The sequence below is a fragment of the Sphingomonas prati genome (assembly GCF_014643515.1).
GTDB classification, from domain to species: domain Bacteria; phylum Pseudomonadota; class Alphaproteobacteria; order Sphingomonadales; family Sphingomonadaceae; genus Sphingomonas_R; species Sphingomonas_R prati.
Genome location: NZ_BMJP01000005.1, coordinates 57,788 through 80,361 on the forward strand (window position 1 = coordinate 57,788; position 22,574 = coordinate 80,361).

A 22,574-nucleotide genomic window follows, 5' to 3' on the forward strand; every position below is an offset into this window, starting at 1 on the left:
CCTCAACCGGTCCAAACACGCCCGATCAGCGCGCCAGACTGAACGTCGCGACACTCTCCGCGACCGGATCCAGCCTGACCCACAACGCGATCCCCACCGCCAGCAACACCAGCACCCCGGCGACCCGCAACGCCGGCCGCCGCTCCACCACCGCCGGCATCAGCGGCCACAGCAACGCCGCGACCAGCGCCAGCGGCACCGCCGCCACGAACGGCATATCCGGCCCGACCGCCTGCATCAGGAAGAAGCCGAGCGCGAACAGGAACCCGACGCCGATCGCCGCTGCCGCGATCCCCACGATCGCGCCCGCCCGCGCCCCGCCAAACGCACGCGCCACCGCGGCGATCGCGGCCAGCAGCAGCGGGCACAGGATCACCCCTGACACGGTCGGTGCCACCCATTGCGCGACCCCGCCGATCAGCAGCATCGGCAACGCCGCCCCCGCCGCCAGCCCGGCGATCGACCGCCTCTCGGCCGCCAGCCCCGCCCACACCGCGATCAGCGCCGCGGCGCACAGCAACCCGGCCTGCACCTGCAACCGCGGGATCGCCGCCAGCCGATCATAATAGTTCACCGGCCCGTCCGCGCCCGACACCAGGTTGACCAGGTACAGCAGCCCGCCCGACAGCAGGATCAGCGCTAGCGTCGCCCCCGCGCCGCGCAGCACGTCCGGTCCGCCCCGCTCGCGCCACGCCGCCGCCCCAAACAGCAGCGCGGTCGCCCCGAACAACACCCAGCCGAACTCCGCCGGATACGCCACCAGCACCCATCCGAACGCATCGAAGAAGCTCCGGTCCGGCGCCTTCCCCGGCAACACCGCCACCGCCAGCAGCGCGCGGGTCAGCGCAAGCACCTGCCCGCCCATGTCCTGCACCGCGCCCTGGTCGAGCCGCGCGGGCGTCGCGAGCGGCGAATGATACAGCCCTGCCCGCCCGATGAACGCGAAGTTAAATCCGGCATAACCCGCGCGCTTTGCCGGCGTGAAATCGGTCGAATTGGGCAGATGCCGGTAGATATAGACGCTGAGCGACGTGCCCACCGGCCGCGGCACCGCGTCCTGGAACAGCCGCATCATCGCGCCATTGTCGTTGCCCGTCTCGAACATCGACGCCCGCCCGCCGCCGCCGCGCGCCTCCATGTTGACGATCACGCCGACCCGACCGGCCAGCGGATCGCCCGCGAAGAACGCGTTCGCCCCCTCCAGCCCGGCCTCCTCGCCATCGGTCAGCAGCACGATCAGGTCGCGCGCCGGCTGCCCGTCCGCCACCACCGCGCGCACCGTCTCCAGCGCGGTCGCCACGCCGGCCGCGTCGTCCGCCGCACCGGGCGATCCGAACACGCTGTCATAATGCGCCATCAGCAACACCGCCGGCCGCGTCCGGTCGCGCCCCGCCAGCGTCGCCACCACGTTCACCACCTGCGGTCGCACGATCGCCGCCCCGGTCCGCGTCGCGATCCGTTCCGCCGCCGCCTGGCTCATCGCCGTGCCGCTCGCCCGCACCGTCAGGCCCATACTGCCCAGCCGCTGGATCAGATGGCCGCGCACTCGCGCATTCTCGACACTCCCGGTCGGATGCGGCGCACGCCCGATCGCACGCACGTCCGCCATCGCGCGCCCGGCTGAGAACGCGCCTCGCGGCGCATCCGCCGCCCGCGGGGCCGGCGGCGTCGTACCGATCACCGCCAGCGAGACCGCCCCGACCAACGCCGCAAGCGCCGCCCACCATCTGCCCATGCCGTCACCCCTGCTGCTCCATCCAGACTGTCGCAGGACGCGACCGGACGCAATCCGTCCGTCCGGCGAACGGCGGAACGGACCCTGTTGCGATCCCGCCGAACCTGCCCTACCGTGTTGGTGTAGTGATACGGCAAGGAACCCGGTCGTCGGCGCGGCGGCACCGAACGGGGAGGGACGGCAATGACGACGCTTCTACTCATGGCGGCACTCGCGGTCGGCGCACCGACGGCGGGGGCCGCCGAACAAAGGCCTGCGCTGATGATCGTCGGCATGCCCCACCTCGCCAACCCGGCGCACGATATCGCGAACGAAGCGGACGCCAAGGGCGCGTTCCAGCGTTGCCATTCGATCGCCGACTGGGTGCGCAGTTACAACGATACAGCCGGCACGACGCGGCCGACGATGCCCTATTTCGCGCTCGCCACGTTCGGCGACACGGCGCGCAATCCCGGCGCGGCCTGGGTCGGCGCATGGTACGCTCGCAACCTGCGGATCTACGCCAACCTGCTCCATGTCGGCGGTGCGCCGGGCGATCGCACCGTCGCGGTCTTCGGCGCCGGCCACGGCCCGATGCTGCGCAGCAATGCCGTCGAGTCCGGTCGCTTCACACTGGTCGACGTGCTGCGCTACCTACCACCCGCCGGCAAGCCGACCTGCTGAACACGCGCGACCGTCGCGCCCGAACCGTGACCCCCGCGGCCCCGCGGCCCCGCGTCAGAGCGACCAGCCGCCATCGACCGAGATCGCCGCCCCGGTCACGAACGCCCCCAGGTCCGCACTCATCCACAGGACGGCATCGGCAATCTCCTCCGGCTTGCCGAGCCGCCCCACCGGTTCCAGATCGATCGCCTTCTGGATGTCGCCGCCGGTGAAGCGGTCCATCATCGGGGTCTCGATATTGCCCGGCAGGACCGCATTCACGCGGATATTCTGCCTGGCATAGTCGAGCGCCGCAGACTTGGTCAGGCCGATGATGGCGTGCTTGGACGCCGCATAGGCCGCGCCGCCCGCCACGCCGCGGACCCCGGCCCCGGACGATGTGTTGACGATCACCCCGCCGCCCTGCCGCACCATCTGCGCCAGTTCGTGCTTCATGCACATGAACGTCCCGCGCAGGTTGATGTCGAGAATGCGGTCCCACTCGTCGAGCGCGATCTCCGCGACCGGCGCCGCCTTGTTTTCGACGCCGGCATTGTTGAACGCGATGTCCAGCTGTCCGAACGTCTCCACCACGCGCCCGACCGCCGCCTCGACCTGCTCCGGCTGCGCCACGTCGCAGGCGATGACCAGCACTTCGCCACCCGCCTGCCGGACCGCGTCGGCGGTGTCGCCCAACGCCGCCTCGCTCCGGTCGAGGATCGCGACCCGCGCCCCCTCCGCGGCGAACGCAACCGCGGTCGCGCGGCCGATCCCGCTGCCCGCGCCGGTCACGAACGCGACCTTGCCGGTGAAACGATGGGCGTCGGACATGGCGATAACCTCGTGGTGTCGATGGAGAAATGCGGCGCTCAGCGCTTGGCGGGACCGTGCAGATATTGCGCGTCGGTGACATGCTCCAGCCAGGTCACGGGCGAACCGTCCTGCGATTCCTGGATAGCGATATGGGTCATCGCCGTGGTGGGCGTTGCCCCGTGCCAGTGCTTCCGGTCCGCCGGGCACCACAGCTGGTCGCCGGCCCGGAACTCGACGACCTGACCGCCCTCGACCTGCGTCCAGCCGACGCCCTCCGTGACGATCAGCGTCTGGCCCAGCGGGTGCGTGTGCCACGCGGTGCGCGCGCCGGGCTCGAAATGGACGATCGCGCCGCCAACGCGCGACGGCGCGTCGCGCTGGAACTGGCCGCTGATCGTGACCATGCCGGTGAACCAGTCCGCCGGTCCGGCGATCGTCTTCATGTCGGCTTTGCGTGTGACGTCCATCTTCGCGGCTCCTTCGCCTGATCCGGTACCTGGATGCCGCGCGCCCTGCGCATCGGCTACGGACGCCGCGGCGACCAGCAGCAGCGGCAGAGACAATGCAGACAGCTTCATCGCGCCATCCTTCCGGGCATGTACCCCGTGGCACAGCTTCCATATGGCGCGATTGCGAGTCCCGGAAAGCGCCCGCCGGCTTGATGCAACGATGAGCCCTTCTCATCGTCGCAGGTCAGAGCTCGAGCGGCCGCAACTCGCGAACGAGGTCGATCAGCAGGCGCAGCCCGGTCGGCAGTTGCCGGCGGCTGGAATAATAGATGTGGAACCCCGCCCCCATCGGTGCCCAGTCGGGCAGCACGACGCGCAACGCCCCCTGCTCCACGCGCGACGTAACGCACGGCTCCGGTAGATAGGCGAGGCCGGCCCCGCCGACCGCCAGATCGAGCGCGAACGGGGTGTCGTCCAGCGTGATCGCACCCGGCACGTCAATCGCCAGCGCCTCGCCCTCCCGCTCGAACTCCCAGCGATAGAGGCTGTCGTCACCCAGCCTGATCCGCAGGCAACGATGGTCGAGCAAGGCCTGCGGATGATCGGGCGTGCCGAAGCGATCGAGGTAGCCCGGCGCGCCGACCACGACCCAGCGGATATCGCCGGACAGCGCCTGCGCGATCATGTCCTCGGGCACGGTTCCGCCATATCGGATGCCGGCATCCGCCCCCTGCGCGGTCACATCCACAAGGTGATTGGTGACCGTCACGTCGACCGCGATGTCGGGATAGCGCTCGACGAACACCGGCATGACCGGACCGAGGAGCAACGCGCTCGCATGTTCCAGCACGTTCAGGCGGATCCTGCCCATCGGCTCCGCGCGGTAGCGGTTCAGCCCCTCGACCGCCGCACCGATCGCCTCGAACGGGGACCCGATGCCGGCAAGCAGTTCCTCGCCCGCCGCCGTCAGCGTGACGCTCCGGTTGGTGCGGTTCAACAACCGCACGCCGAGCCGCCCCTCCAGCCCCTTCAGCGAATGGCTGAGCGCCGACGCACTGACGCCCAGTTCCAGCCCCGCCCGCCGAAAGCTGCGATGCCGCGCGATGGCCAGGAAGTAGCTGAAGTCCGCTAGGTCCGTTCGGCTTATCTGCATCACGGCAGGGTGACGCGGCCCGCCCGGATTGGCAACCGCGCTGAACAACGCTCATCGTACGCATAGCCATTGACCGGCACCGAACACCACCACTCGACACCATCCACCGATCCGCTACGCTCGAGGCGATGACAGTTCTCGATCGCCGCCACCTGCTCGGCGCTGCCGGCGCACTCCTGCTTCCCGCCTGCACCACGGGTCGCGTCGGAACCGCGTCCGCACCGCCCCGCTGCCTGCCGCCGGTCAACGTCGCGGCCGATCGTGTCATCCGGACCGCAGCCGGCCTGCGCCCCTTCCGCCCCGCCGGGTTCCGCGTCGAACGCGGCGCGCTGGGCGACAAGGCGCTGGTCCATAATTACGGCCACGGCGGCGCCGGCATCACGCTGAGCTGGGGCACGTCCAAGCTCGCGGTCGAACTCGGCCTGCCCGGACATAGCGGGGCGGTGGCGGTGATCGGCGCGGGGATCGTCGGGCTCACGACGGCGCGGTTGGTGCAGGAGGCGGGCTTCCCCGTCACGGTCTACGCCGCCGCGCTGCCGCCCGACACGACCTCGAACGTCTCCGGCGGCCAGATCCACGCCGTCAGCTATTTCGACCGCGCGGCGGTGACCCCCGCATGGCTCGCCCAGGCCGAGCGTGCCGAGGACTATAGCTGGCGCCGTTTCCAGATCATGGTCGGCGACGACTACGGCATCCGCTGGGTCCCGACCTATGTCGACGGCGGGAGCCGGCAACGCCCGCACATGCCCGCCTACCAGACGCTCGAACCGAAAGCCTGGCCGTTCGGCGGCGAACAACTGCTGCGCTACGACACGATGTATGTGGAGACCGGCCGCTTCCTGCGTGAACTGGCCAAGGACATCCAGATCGGCGGCGGGCGAATTCTCGTCCGGCGCTTCGACACGCCGGCGGCCGTCGCCGCACTGCCGGAAACCCTCGTGTTCAACTGCACCGGGCTGGGCGCCGCCGCATTGTTCGGCGACACGACGCTCTACCCGGTCCGCGGCCAGCTCGCGATCCTGCTGCCGCAACCCGAAATCCAGTACGCCTACTCCGGCCGCGCCGGCTACATGTTCCCCCGGTCGGACGGCATCGTGCTCGGCGGCACCTACGAACAGTATGTCGACGACCCGACACCGCAGCCGGCGGCGATCGCGCAGATCATCGCGTCGCACCGCCGCCTGTTCACCGGGTTCCGCTGCTGAGGCACCGCTCAGCCGGACATCCCGTCCAGCGCCGCCACCGCCGCCGCCGGCAGGACCAACGATGCCGCCGCCAGGTTCTCTGCCAGATGGGCGACCGACGACGTTCCGGGGATCAGCAGAATGTTGGCCGACCGCTGCAACAGCCAGGCCAGCGCCACCTGCATCGGCGTGGCGTCCAGGCCGTGCGCCACCGCGTCCAGCTGTGACGACTGGAGCGGGCTGAACCCACCCAGCGGGAAGAACGGCACATAGGCGATCCCGTCCGCGGCCAGCGCGTCGATCAGCGCGTCGTCCTCGCGGTGCGCGAGATTATACTGGTTCTGCACGCAGACGACCGGCGCGATCCCCCGCGCCTCCTCAACCTGCGCCGCCGTCACGTTGCTGACGCCCAGATGGCGGATCAGCCCTTCCTCCCGCATCGCCGCCAGCGCCGCGAACGGTGCCGCGATCGATCCCTCCGCCGGCCCGCCGCTGCCGCCACCCAGCATCGAACGGAAGTTGACCACCTCCAGCGTATCGAGCCCCAGGTTGCGCAGATTGCTCTCCACCGCACGGCGCAGGTCGTCGGCCGACGCCGCAAGGTTCCACGACGCATCATCCCCGCGCACCGCGCCCACCTTGGTGACGATCACCAGGTCCTGCGGATAAGGCGCCAGCGCCTCGCGAATCAGCTGGTTCACGATATGCGGCCCGTAATAGTCGCTGGTGTCGATATGCGTCACCCCCGCCGCCACCGCCGCACGCAGCACCGCGATCGCCGCGTCCCGGTCCTTCGGCGGCCCGAACACGTGCGGCCCGGCAAGCTGCATCGCGCCATACCCCATGCGCTTCACCGCGCGGTCGCCCATCACAAAACTGCCGGCCTGATCGATCATATCCATGGTCCTGTCTCCTTGCCCCCCAGCTAGGCCGTGGCGACCGCCGCGATAATCCGGCATGATCCGCACGGGCCGTGCGGAAAGGCGAACAATGAAACCCGATCTTGCGGACCTCAACGCCTTCCTGGCCGTGGCCCGCGCCGGTGGCTTCCGCGAGGCGTCGCGCACGGCGGGCGTCGGCGCCTCGACGTTGAGCGAGACCGTGCGCAGGCTGGAGGCCTCGCTCGGCGTCCGCCTGCTCCACCGCACCACGCGCAGCGTCACCCCGACCGAGGCCGGCGCCCGCCTCCTCGAACGGCTCGCGCCCGCGCTGGGCGAGGTCGCGGCGGCGCTCGGCGCGGTGGACGACCTGCGCGACGGGCTGACCGGCACGCTTCGGCTGAACGTGCCGGTCAGCGCCGCGCGACTGGTTCTGCCGGCGATCCTGCCGGGCTTCCTCGCCGCGCATCCCGGCATCACGGTCGAAATCGTCCCGGAGGACGGTTTCGTCGACGTGCTCGCCTCGGGCTCCGACGCCGGCATCCGCTATGACGAGCGGCTGGAACAGGACATGATCGCGCTGCCGATCGGCCCGCGCGTCCAGCGTTTCGCGACCGCCGCCTCGCCCGATCATGTCGCACGCCATGGCCGTCCCGCGCACCCGCGCGACCTGCTTGACCACCCCTGCATCCTCGGTCGCTTCGCCAGTGGCCGGCTGACCACACCGTGGGAGTTTGAACGCGACGGCGAGGTGATCCGCGTCGAGCCGCAGGCCCGCCTCACCGTCGGCGTCGGCGGCGCCATCGACCTGGGCGTCGCCGCGGCGATCGCCGGCGTCGGCGTCGTCACGCTGTTCGAGGACTGGTTGCGCCCGCATCTGGAAAGCGGCGCGCTGGTCCCGTTGCTCGAGGACTGGTGGCAGCCCTTCCCCGGCCCCTTTCTCTACCATTCGAGCCGTCGCCTTGTCCCGCCGCCGCTCAGGGCGTTCATCGACCATGTCCGCGGCACGCCCTGAGACCTGAGAGGCGCCGCCCGACCAACAGTCCGCTTGACGCTCGTTCCCTGACCGGGTTGAGTCAGGCCCCGGACCCACCACGGAAAACAGCGCCATGACCCTGTCGGATCTCCTCGTCCCCACCTACGTGCAGATGCTGGGCTCGCTCTCGAAGTGGCTCGATAAGGCCGCGGCGCAGCGGCCGGACGACGGCGAGAAGGCATTGCTGACCGCACGGCTCGCGCCCGACATGTTCCCGCTGGCGACCCAGATCCGCTTCGCCTGCCGCCAGGCGCAGGAAGGCGTCTTCCGCCTGCTGCAACAGGATTTCCCGCCCGCGCTCCAGATCCTGCTCGACGAAGGGCGCAATGCCGGCGACCGCCCCGGCACGCTGGCCGACGCGCAGGCCCGGATCGCCGAAACGCTGGCGGTGATCGAGGCCGCCGCCGCGGACGGCGTCACGATCGACCTCTCAACCCCGATCGCCCACGCGCTGCCGAACGGCATGACGCTGGACCTGACGGCCACGCAATACGCACGCGACTGGGCGCTGCCGCAATTCTACTTCCACCTCATGACCGCCTACGCGATCCTCCGCGCGCAGGGCGTCGCGCTCGGCAAGGTGGACTTTGTCGCCCACATGCTCGCCCATGTCCGCCCGCCCGCTACCGCCTGACGCGCGTCTCCGCGGCGCCCTGCCTGATCGACCTGCCGATGCGACAAGGTCCCGCGCCGCCAGGAGGTTCCTTACCGCGACGCCATCCGCCGCGCGAAATACGCCGTCACCGCGCGCGTCACCCCATCGGCGATCGCCGTCCGACCCTCGCGGCTGAACAGGAACTTCGAATCCTCGATATTGCTCATATACCCCGTCTCGAGCAGTACGGACGGCACGTCCGGCGCCTTCAGCACCGCGAACGCTGCGAACCGGTGGTAGCTCGACCGGAACGGCACCGCCGGCGCCATCTCGCGCTGCATCAACCCGGCAAAGCTCGACGACATGTTCATCGACTCCCGCTGCGCCAGGTCGACCAGGATCGACGAGACGTCCGGCGCCGCATTGCCCAGATTGACCCCGTTCAGGATATCGGACCGGTTCTCGCGCGCCGCCAGCCGTGCCGCGACCTGATCCGACGCCACCTCGGACAGGGTATAGATGCTCGCCCCGCGCGCCAGGTCCGCCGGCGCGCTGTCCGCATGGATCGATATGAACAGGTCCGCCTTCAACCGACGGGCGATCTCTCGCCGTTCCTGCAACACCAGGAACCGGTCGTCGTCGCGGGTCATCGCCACCCGCACGCGCCCCGTGGCGATCAGTGCATCGCGAACCGCCCGCGCAATCGCCAGCGAAGCGTCCTTCTCCTTGCGCCCTTCGAACACGCTGGTCGCACCCGGATCATGCCCGCCATGCCCGGCATCGATCACCACCAGCGGCCGGTTGCTGCCCCGCCCGCCGCGCACCGGCGGCACCGCATCCGGGACGTACGGTCTGGCGGGCTCCAGCGGCACGACGATCGCCCCGTCCTCGATCTCCGCACCCTGCGCCTGCACGCCTTGCACCGGCAGCGCCGTCGACCGCCGGAACCCGACCGCCGAAAACAGCGTCCGCGCCCGCGCCCGCACCGCGTCGGCAAAGCTCCGCGCATCGGCCGGCGCCACCGACAGCGTCAGCGACCGGCCGTCCGCCGCCATCGCGGCATTGGTCACGACCGTCGGCGTCGCCAGGTCGAATACCATCCGCGCGGTATTCTCGCCGCGCTGCCCGGTGCGCGCGCCGCTTACGAACCCGCCGGTCGAAATCGGCGGCAGGGGCGCTGCCCGCACCCCGTCGATGTCGAGCGCGATCCGCTCCGGCCCGTCGAGCAGGAACATCCGCGCGCCCTCAACCGCATCGTCGAACATCACCGTCAGGCTGTCGTAGCCGACGTCGACCGCGCTGATCGTGGCGGTCGCCGCGGCCGGCCCCGGCACCATCATCGTGGCGGCCATCAAGGCAGCGAACAGGCTCATTCCGCGAATCCCCGTACCTTTCGCCGGCATCGACCGGGCGAATCGCTTATAGCAAAAGGGTCTTGGTCCGCTCATACCCCCCGGCTTAGCGCCGCCACCTATCCCGATGGTGAACCGGCATAGTTAATACATCCTTCGCCATCGTGTCGCCACAAAGCCGCGGCGTGCCGCATCGCTTGTGCGACGGGTCGCGCGATGCTAGCACAGGTGTAATCCGGATGGACCGCGCTCGCGCACCGCGAACAGGCTCCGTCCGGGCTTTTACGGGGCGCCCATGTCGGTGCGGCCTCGTCCGACCAGGTTGACGCTTCGCATGATCCATCCTTCCCCGTTGTCCGACAGCCGCCCGAACGGGCGCTGTGCGTCGGTCCGGGACGGTGGCTGCGGCGCGAACACATTCCAGACCCAACCGCAGATGCCGGCGCCGGACCTGTCCGTGCCGACGGCCTGCCCCCATGATTTCGCGCGACCGCGGGTGACCCCGCCGGCCCTGCGCGCCAGGAGACCTCATAATGACAATGCGCATGCTGATCGACGCGCGCCACCGGGAAGAAACCCGCGTGGCGGTGGTCAACGGACACCGGATCGAGGAATTCGACTTCGAATCCGCGGAACGCAAGCAGCTCAAGGGTAATATCTACCTTGCCAAGGTGACGCGGGTCGAACCGTCGCTCCAGGCCGCGTTCATCGATTACGGCGGCAACCGCCACGGCTTCCTCGCCTTCTCCGAAATCCATCCGGATTACTATCAGATCCCGAAGGAAGACCGCGACGCGCTGCTTGCCGAAGAGGCCGAGCATGCCGCCGAGGAGGAGCGCCTGCGCGGTCCCGACCATGACGACGACATGGACGACGAGGACGGCGACGACGCCCCCGAGCGCGCCGAAACCGATAGCGATCACGACGACGAGGACGGCGAGCCCAGCGCCGCCGCCCCGCTCGAAGGCGGTGCCGGCGGCGACGACCAGGCCGTCGACAATCTGCGTGAGAAGCGCACGAACCTGCGCCACCGCTACAAGATCCAGGACGTCATCCGCCGCCGCCAGGTGCTGCTCGTCCAGGTCGTGAAGGAAGAACGCGGCAACAAGGGCGCCGCGCTCACCACCTATCTGTCGCTCGCCGGCCGCTATTGCGTGCTCATGCCCAACACGTCGCACGGCGGCGGCATCAGCCGGAAGATCTCGAACGGCGCCGACCGCAAGCGGCTGAAGTCGATCATGGCCGATCTGGCGCTGCCGTCCACCATGGGCTGCATCGTCCGCACCGCCGGTCTCCAGCGCAGCCGGACCGAGATCAAGCGCGACTTCGACTATCTCGCCCGCCTGTGGGACGAGATCCGCGAGAACACGCTCAAGTCCGCCGCCCCCGCGCTCGTCTACGGCGACAGCGACCTCATCAAGCGCGCGATCCGCGACATCTACAACCGCGACATCGAAGAGGTGATCGTGGAGGGCGAGGAAGGCTACCGCCAGGCCCGCCAGTATATGAAGCTCCTCTCGCCGGCTGCTGCGAAGAAGGTGAAGCTCTACGTCGACGTCGTGCCGCTGTTCCAGCGCGGCGGGGTCGAGGAACAGCTGTCGGCGATGTACAATCCGGTCGTTCAGCTGAAATCGGGCGGCTATCTGGTCATCAACCCGACCGAGGCCCTGGTGTCGATCGACATCAACTCCGGCCGGTCGACCCGCGAACATAATATCGAACAGACCGCACTCTCGACCAACCTCGAAGCCGCGAACGAGATCGCCCGCCAGCTCCGCCTGCGCGACATGGCCGGCCTCGTCGTCATCGATTTCATCGACATGGAATCGAACGGCAACAACAAGAAGGTCGAACGCGCGATGAAGGAGGCGCTGAAGAACGATCGCGCCCGCATCCAGGTCGGCCGGATCAGCAGCTTCGGCCTGTTCGAAATGAGCCGCCAGCGGATCCGCACCGGCGTGCTCGAAGCGTCCACCCGCACCTGCCCGCATTGCGACGGCACCGGTCTGGTCCGCACCGCATCGTCGGCCGGCCTGTCCGCACTCCGCATGCTGGAGGACGAGGCCGCGCGTGGTCGCGGGTCGCAGCTCGTGCTGCGCGCCAGCCAGGAAGCGGCGTTCTACGTCCTCAACCGCAAGCGCCACGAACTCGCCGAGATCGAGGATCGCTACGGCGTGCTGATCGAAATCTGCCCCGACGGGCAGCTCGAAGGTGCGCGCATGGCAGTCGAAAGCCACGGCCCGCCGCCCGCGCACCCGCCGCGCATCCCCGTCCTGCCGCCGATGGAGGCCGAGGACGAAGAGGATTATGGCGAGGAAGAAGAGGACATCGAGGAGGAGACCCCTGAGATCGAGGAGGTCGAAGCCCGCGAGGACCGTCCGCGCCGCGAAGGTCGCGAAGGTGGCCGTGAGGGCCGCGAAGAGCGTGGCGGCGAAGGCGGCCGCAAGCGCCGTCGTCGCCGTCGTGGCGGTCGCCGCGAGGATGGCGATGCCGTCGACACGGACACCGGTGACCAGACCGTCCATGACGGTCAGACCACCGACGAGGACGTGCTCGTCGCGGTCGACGAACTGCCCGAGGCGGACCGTGAAGATGCGATCGCCACGCGCGCCAACGCCGATCTCGACGTCGCCACCCACGGCGAACCGGCGTCCGACGAAGACGGCGAAGGCCGCCGCCGTCGCGGTCGTCGCGGACGCCGCGGTGGTCGCCGCAACCGTCAGGAAGACGGCAGCGAGACCGTCGACCAGCCGACGTCCGACGACGCGGCACCCGTGGACGCGGAGGCCGGCTACGAAGCCAGCGCCGCCAGCACGCAGCTCGCCGACGCGACCGCCGAACAGGTCGCATTCGACGACGTGCCGGTCGTGACCGCCCCGGTCGAAGTGGCACCGGACCCGGTCGAGGACGTGGTCGAGGAAGACCGTCCCCGCACGCGCCGCCGCCCCCGCGCCCGCCGCGACGACGGCACCCCCGTCGCCGCCCCGGTCGCCCCGCCCGCCGCGATGATCGCCGTCGCCCCGGAACCGGTCGTGTCGGAACCCGTGGCACTGGAGCCGGCCGCACCGTTGGTCGAAGCAACGGAGGAAGCCCCGGCCGAGGTCACGCCGAAGCCGCGCCGCCCGCGCCGCAAGAAGGCGGACGCCGCGGTCGAAGAGGTTGTCGAGCCCATCGCCGAACCGATCGCAGCCGCGATCGAGGACGTGATCCCGGCCGCGATCGACCCGACCCCGATCGAAGCCGACGCGGAGGCCCCGGCCGCCAAGCCCCGCCGCCCGCGCCGGAAGAAGTCGGACGTCGAAGCCACGGAGGCCCCCGCCCCCGCAGCCGAGGCACCCGCCCCGACCCGCGCCCCCCGCACCCGCAAGCCCGCAGCCGCGGCAGCGGTAACCGCGCCTGTTGCCACGACGACGGAACCGGCCCCCACCGCCGAGCCCGGCGAAGCGGACGCCCCGGAACCCGCCTCTCCCGAAAACCAGGAAGGCAGCCCCCGCCGCGGCTGGTGGCAACGCACCTTCGGCGCATAAGCCGAGCTGAGCAAAAGCCCTCTCCCCTCCGGGGAGAGGGTTGGGAGAGAGGAGCAACGCTCGTGGCGACGCTCGCCCAAGCCACACCCCCCTCCCCAACCCTCCCCCCGATAGGGGGAGGGAGCCTGCCCCGCCAAGCGAAACAGAAACCCCCTCCCCCCACCGGGGGGAGGGTCGGGGTGGGGGGCTTAAGCTGGACAGACCCGCGTCACAGCAAAATCCCAAGCCCCTTCACCCCCACCCCAGCATCCGCTAAAACCGCGCATATGCTCACCCCCCATTCACCCGCGCCCCGTCACACATCACGGCGATGACCCGCCTCCTCCGCCTCCTCCTCGCGACACTCATCGCGGCCACGCTCGCGACGCAACCCGTCGCCGCCCAGTCCATCCTGCGCGATGCCGAGACCGAGGCGTTCCTCAACGACATCGCCCAGCCGATCGGCGTCGCCGCGGGTCTCCGCAAAGGGGCGCTTCAGGTCGTCCTGCTCGGCGATCCCTCGATCAACGCGTTCGTCGCCGGCGGCCAGATCGTCTACATCCACAGCGGCCTCATCATGGCCGCCGACAATGCGGCGGAGGTTCAGGGCGTCATCGCGCACGAGGTCGGGCACATCGCCGGCGGCCACATCATCCGCGGCGGCGAAATGGCGAAGGCCGCGGGCGGCATCAGCATCCTCTCGCTCATCGTCGGCGTCGCCGCGATGGCGGCCGGCGCGGGCTCCGCCGGCATGGCCGCGATGGCCGCCGGGCAACAGGCCGCGATGGGCCGCTACCTCTCGTTCAGCCGCGCACAGGAATCGAGCGCGGACGCCGCCGGCTCCGGCTTCCTGCGCACCGCGCACCTGTCCGGCAAGGGCATGCTCAGCTTCTTCGGCAAGCTGCGGCAGGAGGAATATCGCTACTCGTCGAGCTACCAGAAGACCGACCCGTTCCAGCAGACCCACCCCATGTCCGCCGAACGCCAGGCCACGCTCCAGAACGACATCACCACCTCGCCCTACTTCAACGTCCCCACCGATCCGGTGCTGGAGGCGCGGTTCCAGCGCATCAAGGGCAAGCTCTTCGGCTTCACGCAGGACCCGCCCGTCACGATGGCGAAGTATCCGGAGACCAACCAGACCGCGCAGGCCCGCTACGCCCGCGCCTATGCCTGGCACCGTGGCGCCTACCCCGACCGCGCCGTGATGGAGATCGACAAGCTCGTCGCATCAGCTCCCCACGACCCCTATTATCTCGAGCAAAAGGGCCAGATCCTGCTCGAATCCGGCCGCCCGAAGGAGGCTATCGCCCCCTTGCGCGAAGCCGTCGCCGAACGCCCCGATCAGCCGCTGATCGCCGCCACGCTCGGCCACGCGCTGATCGCGACCGAGGATCCCGCCAACCTCGCCGAGGCCAAGCGCGTCCTGCGCGTCGCGGTCCAGCGCGACGATCAGAACCCGTTCGCCTGGTACCAGCTCGGCATCATCTACGCCGGCGAAGGCGATACCGCGCGCGCCATGCTCGCCAGCGCCGAACGCTACAGCCTCCAGGGCCAGACCCGCCTCGCCATGCAAAATGCCGACGCCGCCCTCAAAGGCATCCCCCCCGGCACCCCCGACTACATCCGCGCCCAGGACATCGCCATGGCCAGCCGCGGCGAAGCCGAACGGCGACGGTAGGGGGCGAGACGCGTTCCCCGGCGCAGGCCGGGGCCTAGGTGCTACCTTACCAAGAAGGCGAACCAAACCCCCTCCCCCCACCGGGGGGAGGGCCGGGGTGGGGGGCTTAGGCTGGACAGCCCCTTCAACCCGAAGCACCCCAGAAATGCCCTCTCCCCTCCGGGGAGAGGGTTGGGAGAGGGGGGAGTGGCCTGACCGAACGCCCTCAACAGGACACCAGTAAGTTTCGCGAAAGCCCAACCCACACCACCCCCCCAAAAGCTTCCCTCACACCCCAACCCACGCTACGCCCACCCCACACAGATCAGGACGCCCCCACCCCCGTGACCGACCCGACCGATCCGACGCCCGACCGCATCGCCCCCGTCCTGCGCACGATCGGCCAGACGCTCGCGCGTGGCGCGCAGGCCGTCCGCCGCGGGGTCTACGCGCTCGACGTCCCCCTCCGCCTGGCCGATGCGCGCGACGACATCCGCGCGCTTGAAATCGACCGCCGCGCCGCCGCACTCGCGAAAAAGGGCGGATCCGCCGCACGCCGCGCCGCCGGCCTCGCCCGCGTCCGCGCCCGCCGCGCCGCGGACACCGGCGGCCCCGCGCTCCGCGACGCCTGGACCACCAGCGCCGCCCGCCTCGCCATGCTCACCAGCGACGCCCGGACCAAAGGCAACACCGCGAAACCCGACCCCATGGCCCGCCCCGCCGACCTCCCCCCGATCTCCGCGCCCGCCGCATCACCCAGCAGCATCTCCGCCGCCGTAGCCGCAGCAGCCGCCGCACGACCGGCCGCGCTCAAGTCCGCACCGCCCCCCACGCCCCTGCCGCTCTTCGCAGCAGACGGCACCGCCGCCCCCCTGCCGCCACCGGCAGCACCGGGCACCACCGCACCGTCCGCAGCCGCATCAGCACCCGCATCAACAGGCCCGACACCGCCCCCCACCGCCCCCGCGTCCCCGCACGCCACCGCAACGGCCGCGCACGGAACGTCGTCAGCCAACTCGTCCGCCACAGCGAGCACGTCCCACCCGACGACCACCCATTCGACCGCGCACGCCACCGCCGCCGCACCCACAACGCACGCCACCGCCGCCCCATCACCGTCCGCCACCGTCGGCACCCCCACCCCCGCCCGCTGGCTCGAAGACAGGAAAACCCAGATGACGATCGGTATCGGCAGCCTCGCCATCGCCGGCATGGCCGTGGCGCTCGCCGCCGCCCCGCCTGCCGGCGGCGCCAACAGCCCCGCCCCCGGCACCGCCGCCTTCGGCGAGGCCGTCCGCGCCTACATCCTCGAACATCCCGAAATCATCCCGGAGGCCGTCGCCAAGCTTCAGCAGCGCGACACCGACGCGGTCCTGACCAGCAACCGCGCCGCGCTCCAGACCCCGTTCAGCGGTGCCTGGGCCGGGGCCGCGAACGGCGACGTCGTGCTGGTCGAATTCACCGACTATGCCTGCGGTTTCTGCCGCGCCAGCGTGCGCGACATCGACCGGCTGATCGCCGAGGACCCCAAGCTCAAGATCGTCTACCGCGAAATCCCGATCCTCGGCGCGGGCAGCGAACAGGCCGCCACGCTCGCGCTCGCCGCCGCGCGCCAGGGCCGCCACGCCGCCATCCACCGCGGGCTGTTCGCCGCCGGATCGCCCAGCGACGCCAAGTCCGCACAGGTCATCGCCGCCGCCCGGCTCGATCCCGCCGCCGTCGCCCGCGACCGCGCCGATCCCGTCGTCGCAAAGGAGATCGCCGACAACCTCGCGCTCGCCCGCACCATCGGCCTCACCGGCACGCCCACCTTCGTCGTCGGCAACCGCATCCTCTCCGGCGCCGTCGGCTACGACACGCTGAAACAGGCCATCGCAGATGCACGGAAGGCGTCATGAGCCCCCTCCCTTTCAAGAGTTGCCTGGTTCGTCAGGTCGGGACTGCCCCCGGCAGTCCCTAAAACATGCCGGGGGCATGTTTTACCTGACGAACCAGGCAACTGGGGTTGGGGGTGGATGCTACAGCACCCCACACACAACGCAGCAATCGGGGAGCGGCAGCACCCACCCCCAGCCCCTCCCTTGAAAGGGAGGGGGGAAGAAGGACCCCCCACCATGCCCCACCCCGAACAACAATATCTCGACCTCCTCCACCGCACCTGGACCACGGGCGACGAGCGCCGCGACCGCACCGGCGTCGGCACGCGCTCGCTGTTCGGCGCGCAGCTCCGCTTCGATCTGGCGGGCGACGCCGTCCCCCTGCTCACCACGAAGCGCGTCGCCTGGAAGGTCGCCGCCCGCGAGCTTCTGTGGTTCCTCAGCGGCTCCACCAACATCCGCCCGCTGGTCGAACAGAATGTCCACATCTGGACCGACTGGCCGCTCGCCCGCTACAATCGCGACACCGGCGCCAACGTCGACCGCGCCACATTCGAGGCGATGATCCTCGCCGACGACGCGTTCGCCGCGGACTATGGCGATCTCGGCCCGGTCTACGGCAAGCAATGGGTCGACTGGCCGGTGTACGAGCCACAGCCCGACGGCCGCTTCGTCCGCGCACAGACCGGCATCAACCAGATCGCGCTGCTCGTCGAAAGCCTGCGCCACAACCCCGGTAGCCGCCGCCACATCTTCACCGGCTGGAACGTCGCGGAGCTGGACGGCATGGCGCTCCCCCCCTGCCACATGACGTACCAGTATCACGTCGCCGCCGGCCGCTTGTCCGGCATGCTCTGGCAACGCAGCTGCGACCTCGGGCTCGGCTACGCCTTCAACGCCTTCTCCGCCGCCCTCCTCCTCCGCATGCTCGCCCAGCAATGCGACCTGGAACCCGGCGACCTCGTCTGGTCCGCCGGCGACGCGCACGTCTACCTCAACCACGAACATCTCGTCACGGAACAGCTCAGCCGCGTGCCCACCGGCACCCCCAAACTCCGCCTCCTCCGCAAGCCCGCCACGATCTTCGACTACCGCATCGATGATTTCGAGGTGTACGATTACGCCCCGATGCCCGGCATCAGCGCGCCGGTGGCGGTGTAGCCCCCTTGCCCGGCGGCCCCGCGACACGCAGCCGCGCCCGGACCCGCGCAAGCGCCACGACATCCGCGCCGGACCGCGGGGTCGGCAACCGCGAGTCCGCCAGCGATCGGATCGAATTGTCCAGATCGTCCGGCCGGTCCGGGCTGGCCCCGCGCTCGAGCAGGAACAGCGTCACCGACCAGTATCCGTGGTTCGCCGCCAGCATCGCGGGCGTCTGGTTATAAGGCTGGATCAGGTGATCGACGCCCGCACCCCCAGCGATCAGGCGGTCCAGCGCCGTCGTATCCCGCCGCATGACCGCCCCGGACAAGGCGCTGGCAACACCGTCGTTCCGGATCACCACCGGCCGCGCCTGCTCCACATCATGCGCATGAAACGCCATGCCGAGCATCGCCAGCACGGTCAGAACGCCCAGGAAACTGCCCCACAACGCGACCCGCACCGCCACCAGCGCCGCCTGCGCGCCCCGCCGCACCGCGAACCGCTCGATCAGCGTCAGGACCGGAAGCACAACCGGATAACAGATCACCGAAAACAGCACCGCGACATACAGATTGAGCTGCGCCGGCGTCGCCTCCCCCGGAACGCTCAACAGCGTCGGCAGGATCATCAGGACGCAGACCACCCAGAGCGACCAGAAAGCCGCAGCCCTGGCAAAGGTCTTCAACTGCTGCATCCCACCGGACAGTAACGCACGACCGCGGCTTTGCCAGATATTCCGCGGGCACGGCGAACCGTCGCTTTCGACAACCCGGAAATGTCGCAGAAACACCGCCGCCCCAAGGGCCGATCCGATATCGAGACGCCCCCTGTTCGAAAGGTCATTCATGCGCGCGATCCTGTTTGGGCTGGTGGTCTGCCTGTCCGCCACGTCGGCGCTGGCGCAATCCGGCCCTCCGGGCGGCGGCGGCGGCCAGGGCGGCGGACCGCCCGGCGGTGGCGGCCCCCCCGGTGCCGGTCGGCCGAGCGCCCCGCGCCCCATGAAGCCGATCAAGCGCGAACAGATCGACAAGCTGGCCGCGCAGATGTTTCAGACCGCGGACCGCGACCGCAACGGCCTCGTCACGCTCGCCGAACTGAATATGGTGGTCGACGCCCGCCGCGAAACGCTCATCCGCGCGCGGTTCGAACGGCTCGACACCGATCGCAACCAGTCGATCAGCCTCCCCGAATTCCTCGCCTGGCAACGCGGGCTGGGGTCGGTGGCCTCCTCCGAAAACCAGCCGATCGCCGGCTCCGACGGCCCCGTGTCCGAGGCCATTCTCCCCGTGCTGGACCGCGATCCGCGGGGCCGCGCAATGGGTATGGTGATCGAACCGCTCAGCGCGATGACGATCGTCGCCGCAAACGTCAATTACGACACCGGCCTCTCGCTGGACGAATTCATCGCCCATCAGCGCAAACGGTTCGACGCGGCGGACACCAACCACGACGCCGAACTGACGATGGACGAACTGCGCCGCCTCGATCCCGACCGCGGCCCCGGTGGCCCCGGTGGCCCCGGCGGACCGGGCTTCCCCGGCGGCCCCGGCGCCCGCCCACCCGCCGGCCTCGACTGAGCTACCGGTCCAGCGACGGGAAAGTCTCCCGCGTGAAACTGGCCACGTAACCGTGCCATGGATTTGCGACCGTCCGCTTTGCCGCTAAGGTGGTGCTTTGACGCCAGGGTAGCGGATCATGCACCTCATTATCGCATTACTTGCGGCCGCCGCCCCCATCGTGCCCGTGTCGAACCCGGAAACGCCGACCGCAATTGTCGAACGGCTGCTGGAAGCCAGTACGAAGCAGGATTGGCCCGCCGCGCTTGCCATGCTGACGGTCGACGCCCAGCTCGGGATGGGTGACGTCGGGGGACCACTCGACAAGGAGACGGTCTCGATCCTGGGCGTACTGGACAGATATGGTTGCCGCAGAACCAGCATCCGCGAAACAACTCAGCGTGACCCCATCCAGTCACAAATCCGCTTCGTCGAAGTCAAACGTATATGCCCGTACGGCCCCCAGTCGGGCCGAACCGGCGAGCATGAACTCATCACGACCTATTTCGTCAACGGCACAAAGATAGCCGGCTTCTATCTGAAATAAGCAGCGCCGCCGTAGTCATAACGGCCCGCCATGGGGCGTTTCCGGACCGGCCACTTTCGGGCATCCACTCCGCCCATGGCGCATGTCGCGTCGTGGCGGTCGAAATCGGAACCACGTTACCGATCTTTCGAAACGCTTGCTGCCATCTCCTTCAACCGCTCCCCCTGTTTGGCGATCGGCGGAACGCCCGTCGCTTCGCGAAGCGGGTCGGACAGCAGATCGCGACGATAGGGTTCCTGCGTCCAATCGCCGTCGCCGTGGCGAAGAAACTGCGTCCCGTAGATCTGCGGCTGCCCGATATGCTGGAGATAGCGATCGAGCGTTGCGGCCGCGATCCACGCCGCCTCCGACTTTCCGCGCGCCGCCGCGACGATCGCGAGCGCGTGAGCCTTCAGATAGTCATCCGGCAAATCGCCATGCTGAAACACAAAAGCCGCATGATAATAGTCATCGGCACTACGCAACTGTCCCGCGTCCAGCATGGCCTGCGTGCGGACACGCCGGCTTCGATCCGCTTCGCCGACCACACGCCAGTCGATCTTGGCCACCTTCCGCGCGGCTTGGTCCGCATCGAAGATCGCGGTCATCTCATTGTTCGTCGCGTTGGCGGAGACGACAGGCGTCTGCCCGAAGACGGGAGTGGACGCGACGCCGAGCAGCAGGACGAATCCAAGAATAAAGCGCATCGTTCGTTCTCCAGTCTGATCGCCAAAGACATGCGGGAACGATCGCTCTCAAGATAGAGGCTTGATGAAGACATCGACGGCTTACGGGCGTTTTCCGACGCCCGACTGATTGCCCCTCAACGTCCGGCTTTGGTGGGAAGCGGAATGGCCGCCTTTAAGCGATGAAGCGCGACGCAACCGGAAGTTAATTTCTATCACGAGGTGGCTCACCTCCGGCGACAAGTTGACGCGCGGGAATGGGACAGGCGGTTTTACTTGGGCTTATGCTCCTCGTGTAGTTACAAGTGAACCACGACCGTGACGCGGTGCTGACAGGGCGGATTAGATAGATTTGTTCAGCTTTGCGCCATCTTCGACGGCAGTTTTGATTGCGGGGCGGCGTGTCGCGTCGAGGAAGATAGTCACTAGACGCCAAACGATCTGGCCGCCGTCAACGAGAGTGTTGCTCGCATCGCGCTTGGAGAATGGCACGATTTTTCGTGTCTCATTCCCACCCGCTCGGCGTGAGGTATCGACACCAGCACTATCGTAAACGTAATATTGCCAAGTTTGGATAAACTTCTTACCGGTCGGTTTACCATCCTGATCCACCGGAATAATACCTGGAGTTCCGTCCGTACGGGTGCCTAGGGCGATGGGATCGCTGCGGAAGGTATATTCACCCGCCGGATAAAATCTCTTACCTCTCGTCTCAGATCTTGTTTGACGAGATTCAACGTCGACTTTGTGATCGACCGTTATAGAGCGTAGAAATTCGTGGGGGTGACGGTCGTCTTCAACGAAGTTTAATTGTGGAACTGGATCTCCATCGGCCCGATCAGATTTGTCGGCCAGCCGGGCCGCGATCATAGCGTCTCGAACTGTTGGACCTCCCAGAGGGTCTGCAGAAGCATCATAATCCGGAAGGGTAACCAGACGGCCATAGTACATGCCGGCAATATCAACTTTTACCATCATTGACTTTCCCCTCTGGCTTTGAATTCTGTAAAACTATTGCACAGCAATATACTTCAGTAAGACTGAAGATGATTTATGAAATATAGAAACCGTTTATGACATATTTATGAATAAGAATTCCTAAATATGGACCATCAATTCCGTTGTGGAAAATACGATCAGTATCGCCTCGATCGAAAACGACTACTTGTCTGAAAGCCGCCGAGCTACGCCGGAAGCCAACGTCCGATGTTGAGCACTGTGAAGGCTGTTGCGCGCCTCAGAAATCGGGCGATTGCGAACATTCGCCGATCGATCGGCCGGAATGTCCGATCGTGGTGGTTAGCGGACGTTCAGCCGATAGAGACTAGGGACGCGACAGATCGGGCAGGCAGACGCGCTCCGTGCTGCGAACCGTCGAGCTTTGCTGATATTTACCGACGAACTTTTCGTATGATGCATCGTGAGGTGCACGTGACTGCGCTTCTGGATCGGCGTAGCTGGTGATCGTCAGCATGGCCTTGTCCGAATAGCGCGGCTGGCCGGTGGCCGGGTCCCATTCGATCACCTGCACCGCCTTGACCCAGGTCGGCACCCTGTGCGCGGCCCAGAACGCGTTGTGATCACGCACGGCCTGCTGGAAAACCGACATCATCCCCGGCTTGATCTCGCTGTAGCGGATGGTGGCATAGTGGCCCGCGCACGGCAGCGGCGCGCCCAGCATCGCCGGGGTCTGCGCCGCAGCCGGCAGCGCGAACGCCATGAAGAAACCAGCGGCGAGCGTGCGGATCATAATCATTCCCCCGGAGGCAAGCGTGCCTCATCG

At 68.5% G+C, this 22,574-nt stretch carries 20 protein-coding genes; 10 read left to right on the forward strand and 10 right to left on the reverse strand.

Going from position 1 to position 22,574, the window contains the following annotated elements:
- Nucleotides 1–25: 25 nt before the first annotated feature.
- Nucleotides 26–1,735: a M28 family peptidase gene (locus IEX50_RS17685; RefSeq protein ID WP_157177078.1), complete on the reverse strand. Its 1,710-nt coding sequence runs from the start codon at nt 1,733–1,735 to the stop codon at nt 26–28.
- A 183-nt stretch (nt 1,736–1,918) separates the two neighbouring features.
- Between IEX50_RS17685 and IEX50_RS14260 the strand changes: the two genes are divergently transcribed.
- Nucleotides 1,919–2,398 carry a DUF5694 domain-containing protein gene (locus IEX50_RS14260; protein WP_157177077.1) on the forward strand — a complete coding sequence of 160 codons (480 nt, stop codon included), beginning with the start codon at nt 1,919–1,921 and terminating at the stop codon, nt 2,396–2,398.
- Nucleotides 2,399–2,452: 54 nt separating this feature from the next.
- On the opposite strand, the gene IEX50_RS14265 is transcribed toward IEX50_RS14260, so the two are convergent.
- The 3 genes from IEX50_RS14265 to IEX50_RS14275 form a co-directional block, all read right to left on the reverse strand.
- Nucleotides 2,453–3,208 carry an SDR family NAD(P)-dependent oxidoreductase gene (locus tag IEX50_RS14265; protein WP_157177076.1) on the reverse strand — a complete coding sequence of 252 codons (756 nt, stop codon included), beginning with the start codon at nt 3,206–3,208 and terminating at the stop codon, nt 2,453–2,455.
- Nucleotides 3,209–3,246: 38 nt separating this feature from the next.
- A complete protein-coding gene (locus tag IEX50_RS14270; RefSeq protein WP_157177075.1) occupies nt 3,247–3,768 on the reverse strand; it encodes a (R)-mandelonitrile lyase in 522 nt (173 codons plus the stop codon).
- A 115-nt stretch (nt 3,769–3,883) separates the two neighbouring features.
- Nucleotides 3,884–4,792: a LysR family transcriptional regulator gene (locus tag IEX50_RS14275; RefSeq protein ID WP_157177074.1), complete on the reverse strand. Its 909-nt coding sequence runs from the start codon at nt 4,790–4,792 to the stop codon at nt 3,884–3,886.
- A 128-nt stretch (nt 4,793–4,920) separates the two neighbouring features.
- Between IEX50_RS14275 and IEX50_RS14280 the strand changes: the two genes are divergently transcribed.
- Nucleotides 4,921–5,997: an FAD-dependent oxidoreductase gene (locus IEX50_RS14280; protein WP_157177073.1), complete on the forward strand. Its 1,077-nt coding sequence runs from the start codon at nt 4,921–4,923 to the stop codon at nt 5,995–5,997.
- 8 nt (nt 5,998–6,005) lie between these two features.
- On the opposite strand, the gene IEX50_RS14285 is transcribed toward IEX50_RS14280, so the two are convergent.
- A complete protein-coding gene (locus IEX50_RS14285) occupies nt 6,006–6,878 on the reverse strand; it encodes an oxidoreductase (RefSeq protein WP_157177072.1) in 873 nt (290 codons plus the stop codon).
- 88 nt (nt 6,879–6,966) lie between these two features.
- Between IEX50_RS14285 and IEX50_RS14290 the strand changes: the two genes are divergently transcribed.
- Both IEX50_RS14290 and IEX50_RS14295 read left to right on the forward strand, forming a co-directional pair.
- Complete coding sequence (locus IEX50_RS14290) at nt 6,967–7,869, forward strand: LysR family transcriptional regulator (RefSeq protein ID WP_157177071.1); 903 nt, start codon at nt 6,967–6,969, stop codon at nt 7,867–7,869.
- Nucleotides 7,870–7,963: 94 nt separating this feature from the next.
- Entirely contained in the window at nt 7,964–8,524 is a 561-nt protein-coding gene (locus IEX50_RS14295) for a DUF1993 domain-containing protein (RefSeq protein ID WP_157177070.1), read from the forward strand.
- A gap of 71 nt (nt 8,525–8,595) precedes the next feature.
- Here IEX50_RS14295 and IEX50_RS14300 read toward each other — a convergent pair whose 3' ends face one another.
- Nucleotides 8,596–9,858 carry an N-acetylmuramoyl-L-alanine amidase gene (locus tag IEX50_RS14300; protein WP_229674064.1) on the reverse strand — a complete coding sequence of 421 codons (1,263 nt, stop codon included), beginning with the start codon at nt 9,856–9,858 and terminating at the stop codon, nt 8,596–8,598.
- Nucleotides 9,859–10,370: 512 nt separating this feature from the next.
- On the opposite strand from IEX50_RS14300, the gene IEX50_RS14305 reads away from it, so the two are divergent.
- The 4 genes from IEX50_RS14305 (at nt 10,371) to thyA (ending at nt 18,041) form a co-directional block, all read left to right on the forward strand.
- A complete protein-coding gene (locus tag IEX50_RS14305) occupies nt 10,371–13,364 on the forward strand; it encodes an Rne/Rng family ribonuclease (protein ID WP_184075309.1) in 2,994 nt (997 codons plus the stop codon).
- Nucleotides 13,365–13,674: 310 nt separating this feature from the next.
- Entirely contained in the window at nt 13,675–15,024 is a 1,350-nt protein-coding gene (locus tag IEX50_RS14310) for a M48 family metalloprotease (RefSeq protein WP_157177068.1), read from the forward strand.
- A 323-nt stretch (nt 15,025–15,347) separates the two neighbouring features.
- On the forward strand, nt 15,348–16,901 hold the full coding sequence (locus tag IEX50_RS17535) for a DsbA family protein (protein ID WP_229674067.1): 1,554 nt from the start codon (nt 15,348–15,350) through the stop codon (nt 16,899–16,901).
- Between the two features lie 216 nt (nt 16,902–17,117).
- Nucleotides 17,118–18,041 (forward strand): thymidylate synthase, encoded by a 924-nt coding sequence (gene thyA / locus IEX50_RS14320; RefSeq protein ID WP_157177067.1) that lies wholly within the window; start codon nt 17,118–17,120, stop codon nt 18,039–18,041.
- On the opposite strand, the gene IEX50_RS14325 is transcribed toward thyA, so the two are convergent.
- Nucleotides 18,019–18,708, reverse strand: coding sequence for an ankyrin repeat domain-containing protein (locus tag IEX50_RS14325; RefSeq protein WP_157177066.1), 690 nt, complete (start codon nt 18,706–18,708; stop codon nt 18,019–18,021). The two genes, thyA and IEX50_RS14325, sit on opposite strands and share 23 nt — an antisense overlap.
- A 160-nt stretch (nt 18,709–18,868) precedes the next feature.
- Between IEX50_RS14325 and IEX50_RS14330 the strand changes: the two genes are divergently transcribed.
- Nucleotides 18,869–19,600 carry a CREC-EF hand family protein gene (locus tag IEX50_RS14330; protein ID WP_157177065.1) on the forward strand — a complete coding sequence of 244 codons (732 nt, stop codon included), beginning with the start codon at nt 18,869–18,871 and terminating at the stop codon, nt 19,598–19,600.
- A gap of 118 nt (nt 19,601–19,718) precedes the next feature.
- Nucleotides 19,719–20,126 carry a hypothetical protein gene (locus IEX50_RS14335; RefSeq protein ID WP_157177064.1) on the forward strand — a complete coding sequence of 136 codons (408 nt, stop codon included), beginning with the start codon at nt 19,719–19,721 and terminating at the stop codon, nt 20,124–20,126.
- 116 nt (nt 20,127–20,242) lie between these two features.
- Here IEX50_RS14335 and IEX50_RS14340 read toward each other — a convergent pair whose 3' ends face one another.
- The 3 genes from IEX50_RS14340 to IEX50_RS14350 form a co-directional block, all read right to left on the reverse strand.
- On the reverse strand, nt 20,243–20,812 hold the full coding sequence (locus IEX50_RS14340; RefSeq protein WP_184075311.1) for a hypothetical protein: 570 nt from the start codon (nt 20,810–20,812) through the stop codon (nt 20,243–20,245).
- Nucleotides 20,813–21,133: 321 nt separating this feature from the next.
- A complete protein-coding gene (locus IEX50_RS14345; protein WP_188699497.1) occupies nt 21,134–21,766 on the reverse strand; it encodes a hypothetical protein in 633 nt (210 codons plus the stop codon).
- Between the two features lie 349 nt (nt 21,767–22,115).
- Entirely contained in the window at nt 22,116–22,541 is a 426-nt protein-coding gene (locus IEX50_RS14350; RefSeq protein WP_157177062.1) for a hypothetical protein, read from the reverse strand.
- Nucleotides 22,542–22,574 lie beyond the last annotated feature (33 nt).

What these genes read in the sequence shown, in the direction of transcription:
- IEX50_RS14270 (WP_157177075.1), bottom strand. Translation starts at nt 3,768, where the DNA reads ATGAAGCTGTCTGCATTGTCTCTGCCGCTGCTGCTGGTCGCCGCGGCG.
- IEX50_RS14275 (WP_157177074.1), bottom strand. Translation starts at nt 4,792, where the DNA reads ATGCAGATAAGCCGAACGGACCTAGCGGACTTCAGCTACTTCCTGGCC.
- IEX50_RS14260 (WP_157177077.1), top strand. Translation starts at nt 1,919, where the DNA reads ATGACGACGCTTCTACTCATGGCGGCACTCGCGGTCGGCGCACCGACG.
- IEX50_RS14300 (WP_229674064.1), bottom strand. Translation starts at nt 9,858, where the DNA reads ATGAGCCTGTTCGCTGCCTTGATGGCCGCCACGATGATGGTGCCGGGG.
- thyA (WP_157177067.1), top strand. Translation starts at nt 17,118, where the DNA reads ATGCCCCACCCCGAACAACAATATCTCGACCTCCTCCACCGCACCTGG.
- IEX50_RS14265 (WP_157177076.1), bottom strand. Translation starts at nt 3,208, where the DNA reads ATGTCCGACGCCCATCGTTTCACCGGCAAGGTCGCGTTCGTGACCGGC.
- IEX50_RS14340 (WP_184075311.1), bottom strand. Translation starts at nt 20,812, where the DNA reads ATGCGCTTTATTCTTGGATTCGTCCTGCTGCTCGGCGTCGCGTCCACT.
- IEX50_RS14310 (WP_157177068.1), top strand. Translation starts at nt 13,675, where the DNA reads ATGACCCGCCTCCTCCGCCTCCTCCTCGCGACACTCATCGCGGCCACG.
- IEX50_RS17685 (WP_157177078.1), bottom strand. Translation starts at nt 1,735, where the DNA reads ATGGGCAGATGGTGGGCGGCGCTTGCGGCGTTGGTCGGGGCGGTCTCG.
- IEX50_RS14330 (WP_157177065.1), top strand. Translation starts at nt 18,869, where the DNA reads ATGCGCGCGATCCTGTTTGGGCTGGTGGTCTGCCTGTCCGCCACGTCG.
- IEX50_RS14305 (WP_184075309.1), top strand. Translation starts at nt 10,371, where the DNA reads ATGACAATGCGCATGCTGATCGACGCGCGCCACCGGGAAGAAACCCGC.
- IEX50_RS14280 (WP_157177073.1), top strand. Translation starts at nt 4,921, where the DNA reads ATGACAGTTCTCGATCGCCGCCACCTGCTCGGCGCTGCCGGCGCACTC.
- IEX50_RS14295 (WP_157177070.1), top strand. Translation starts at nt 7,964, where the DNA reads ATGACCCTGTCGGATCTCCTCGTCCCCACCTACGTGCAGATGCTGGGC.
- IEX50_RS14335 (WP_157177064.1), top strand. Translation starts at nt 19,719, where the DNA reads ATGCACCTCATTATCGCATTACTTGCGGCCGCCGCCCCCATCGTGCCC.
- IEX50_RS14350 (WP_157177062.1), bottom strand. Translation starts at nt 22,541, where the DNA reads ATGATCCGCACGCTCGCCGCTGGTTTCTTCATGGCGTTCGCGCTGCCG.
- IEX50_RS14345 (WP_188699497.1), bottom strand. Translation starts at nt 21,766, where the DNA reads ATGGTAAAAGTTGATATTGCCGGCATGTACTATGGCCGTCTGGTTACC.
- IEX50_RS14285 (WP_157177072.1), bottom strand. Translation starts at nt 6,878, where the DNA reads ATGGATATGATCGATCAGGCCGGCAGTTTTGTGATGGGCGACCGCGCG.
- IEX50_RS14290 (WP_157177071.1), top strand. Translation starts at nt 6,967, where the DNA reads ATGAAACCCGATCTTGCGGACCTCAACGCCTTCCTGGCCGTGGCCCGC.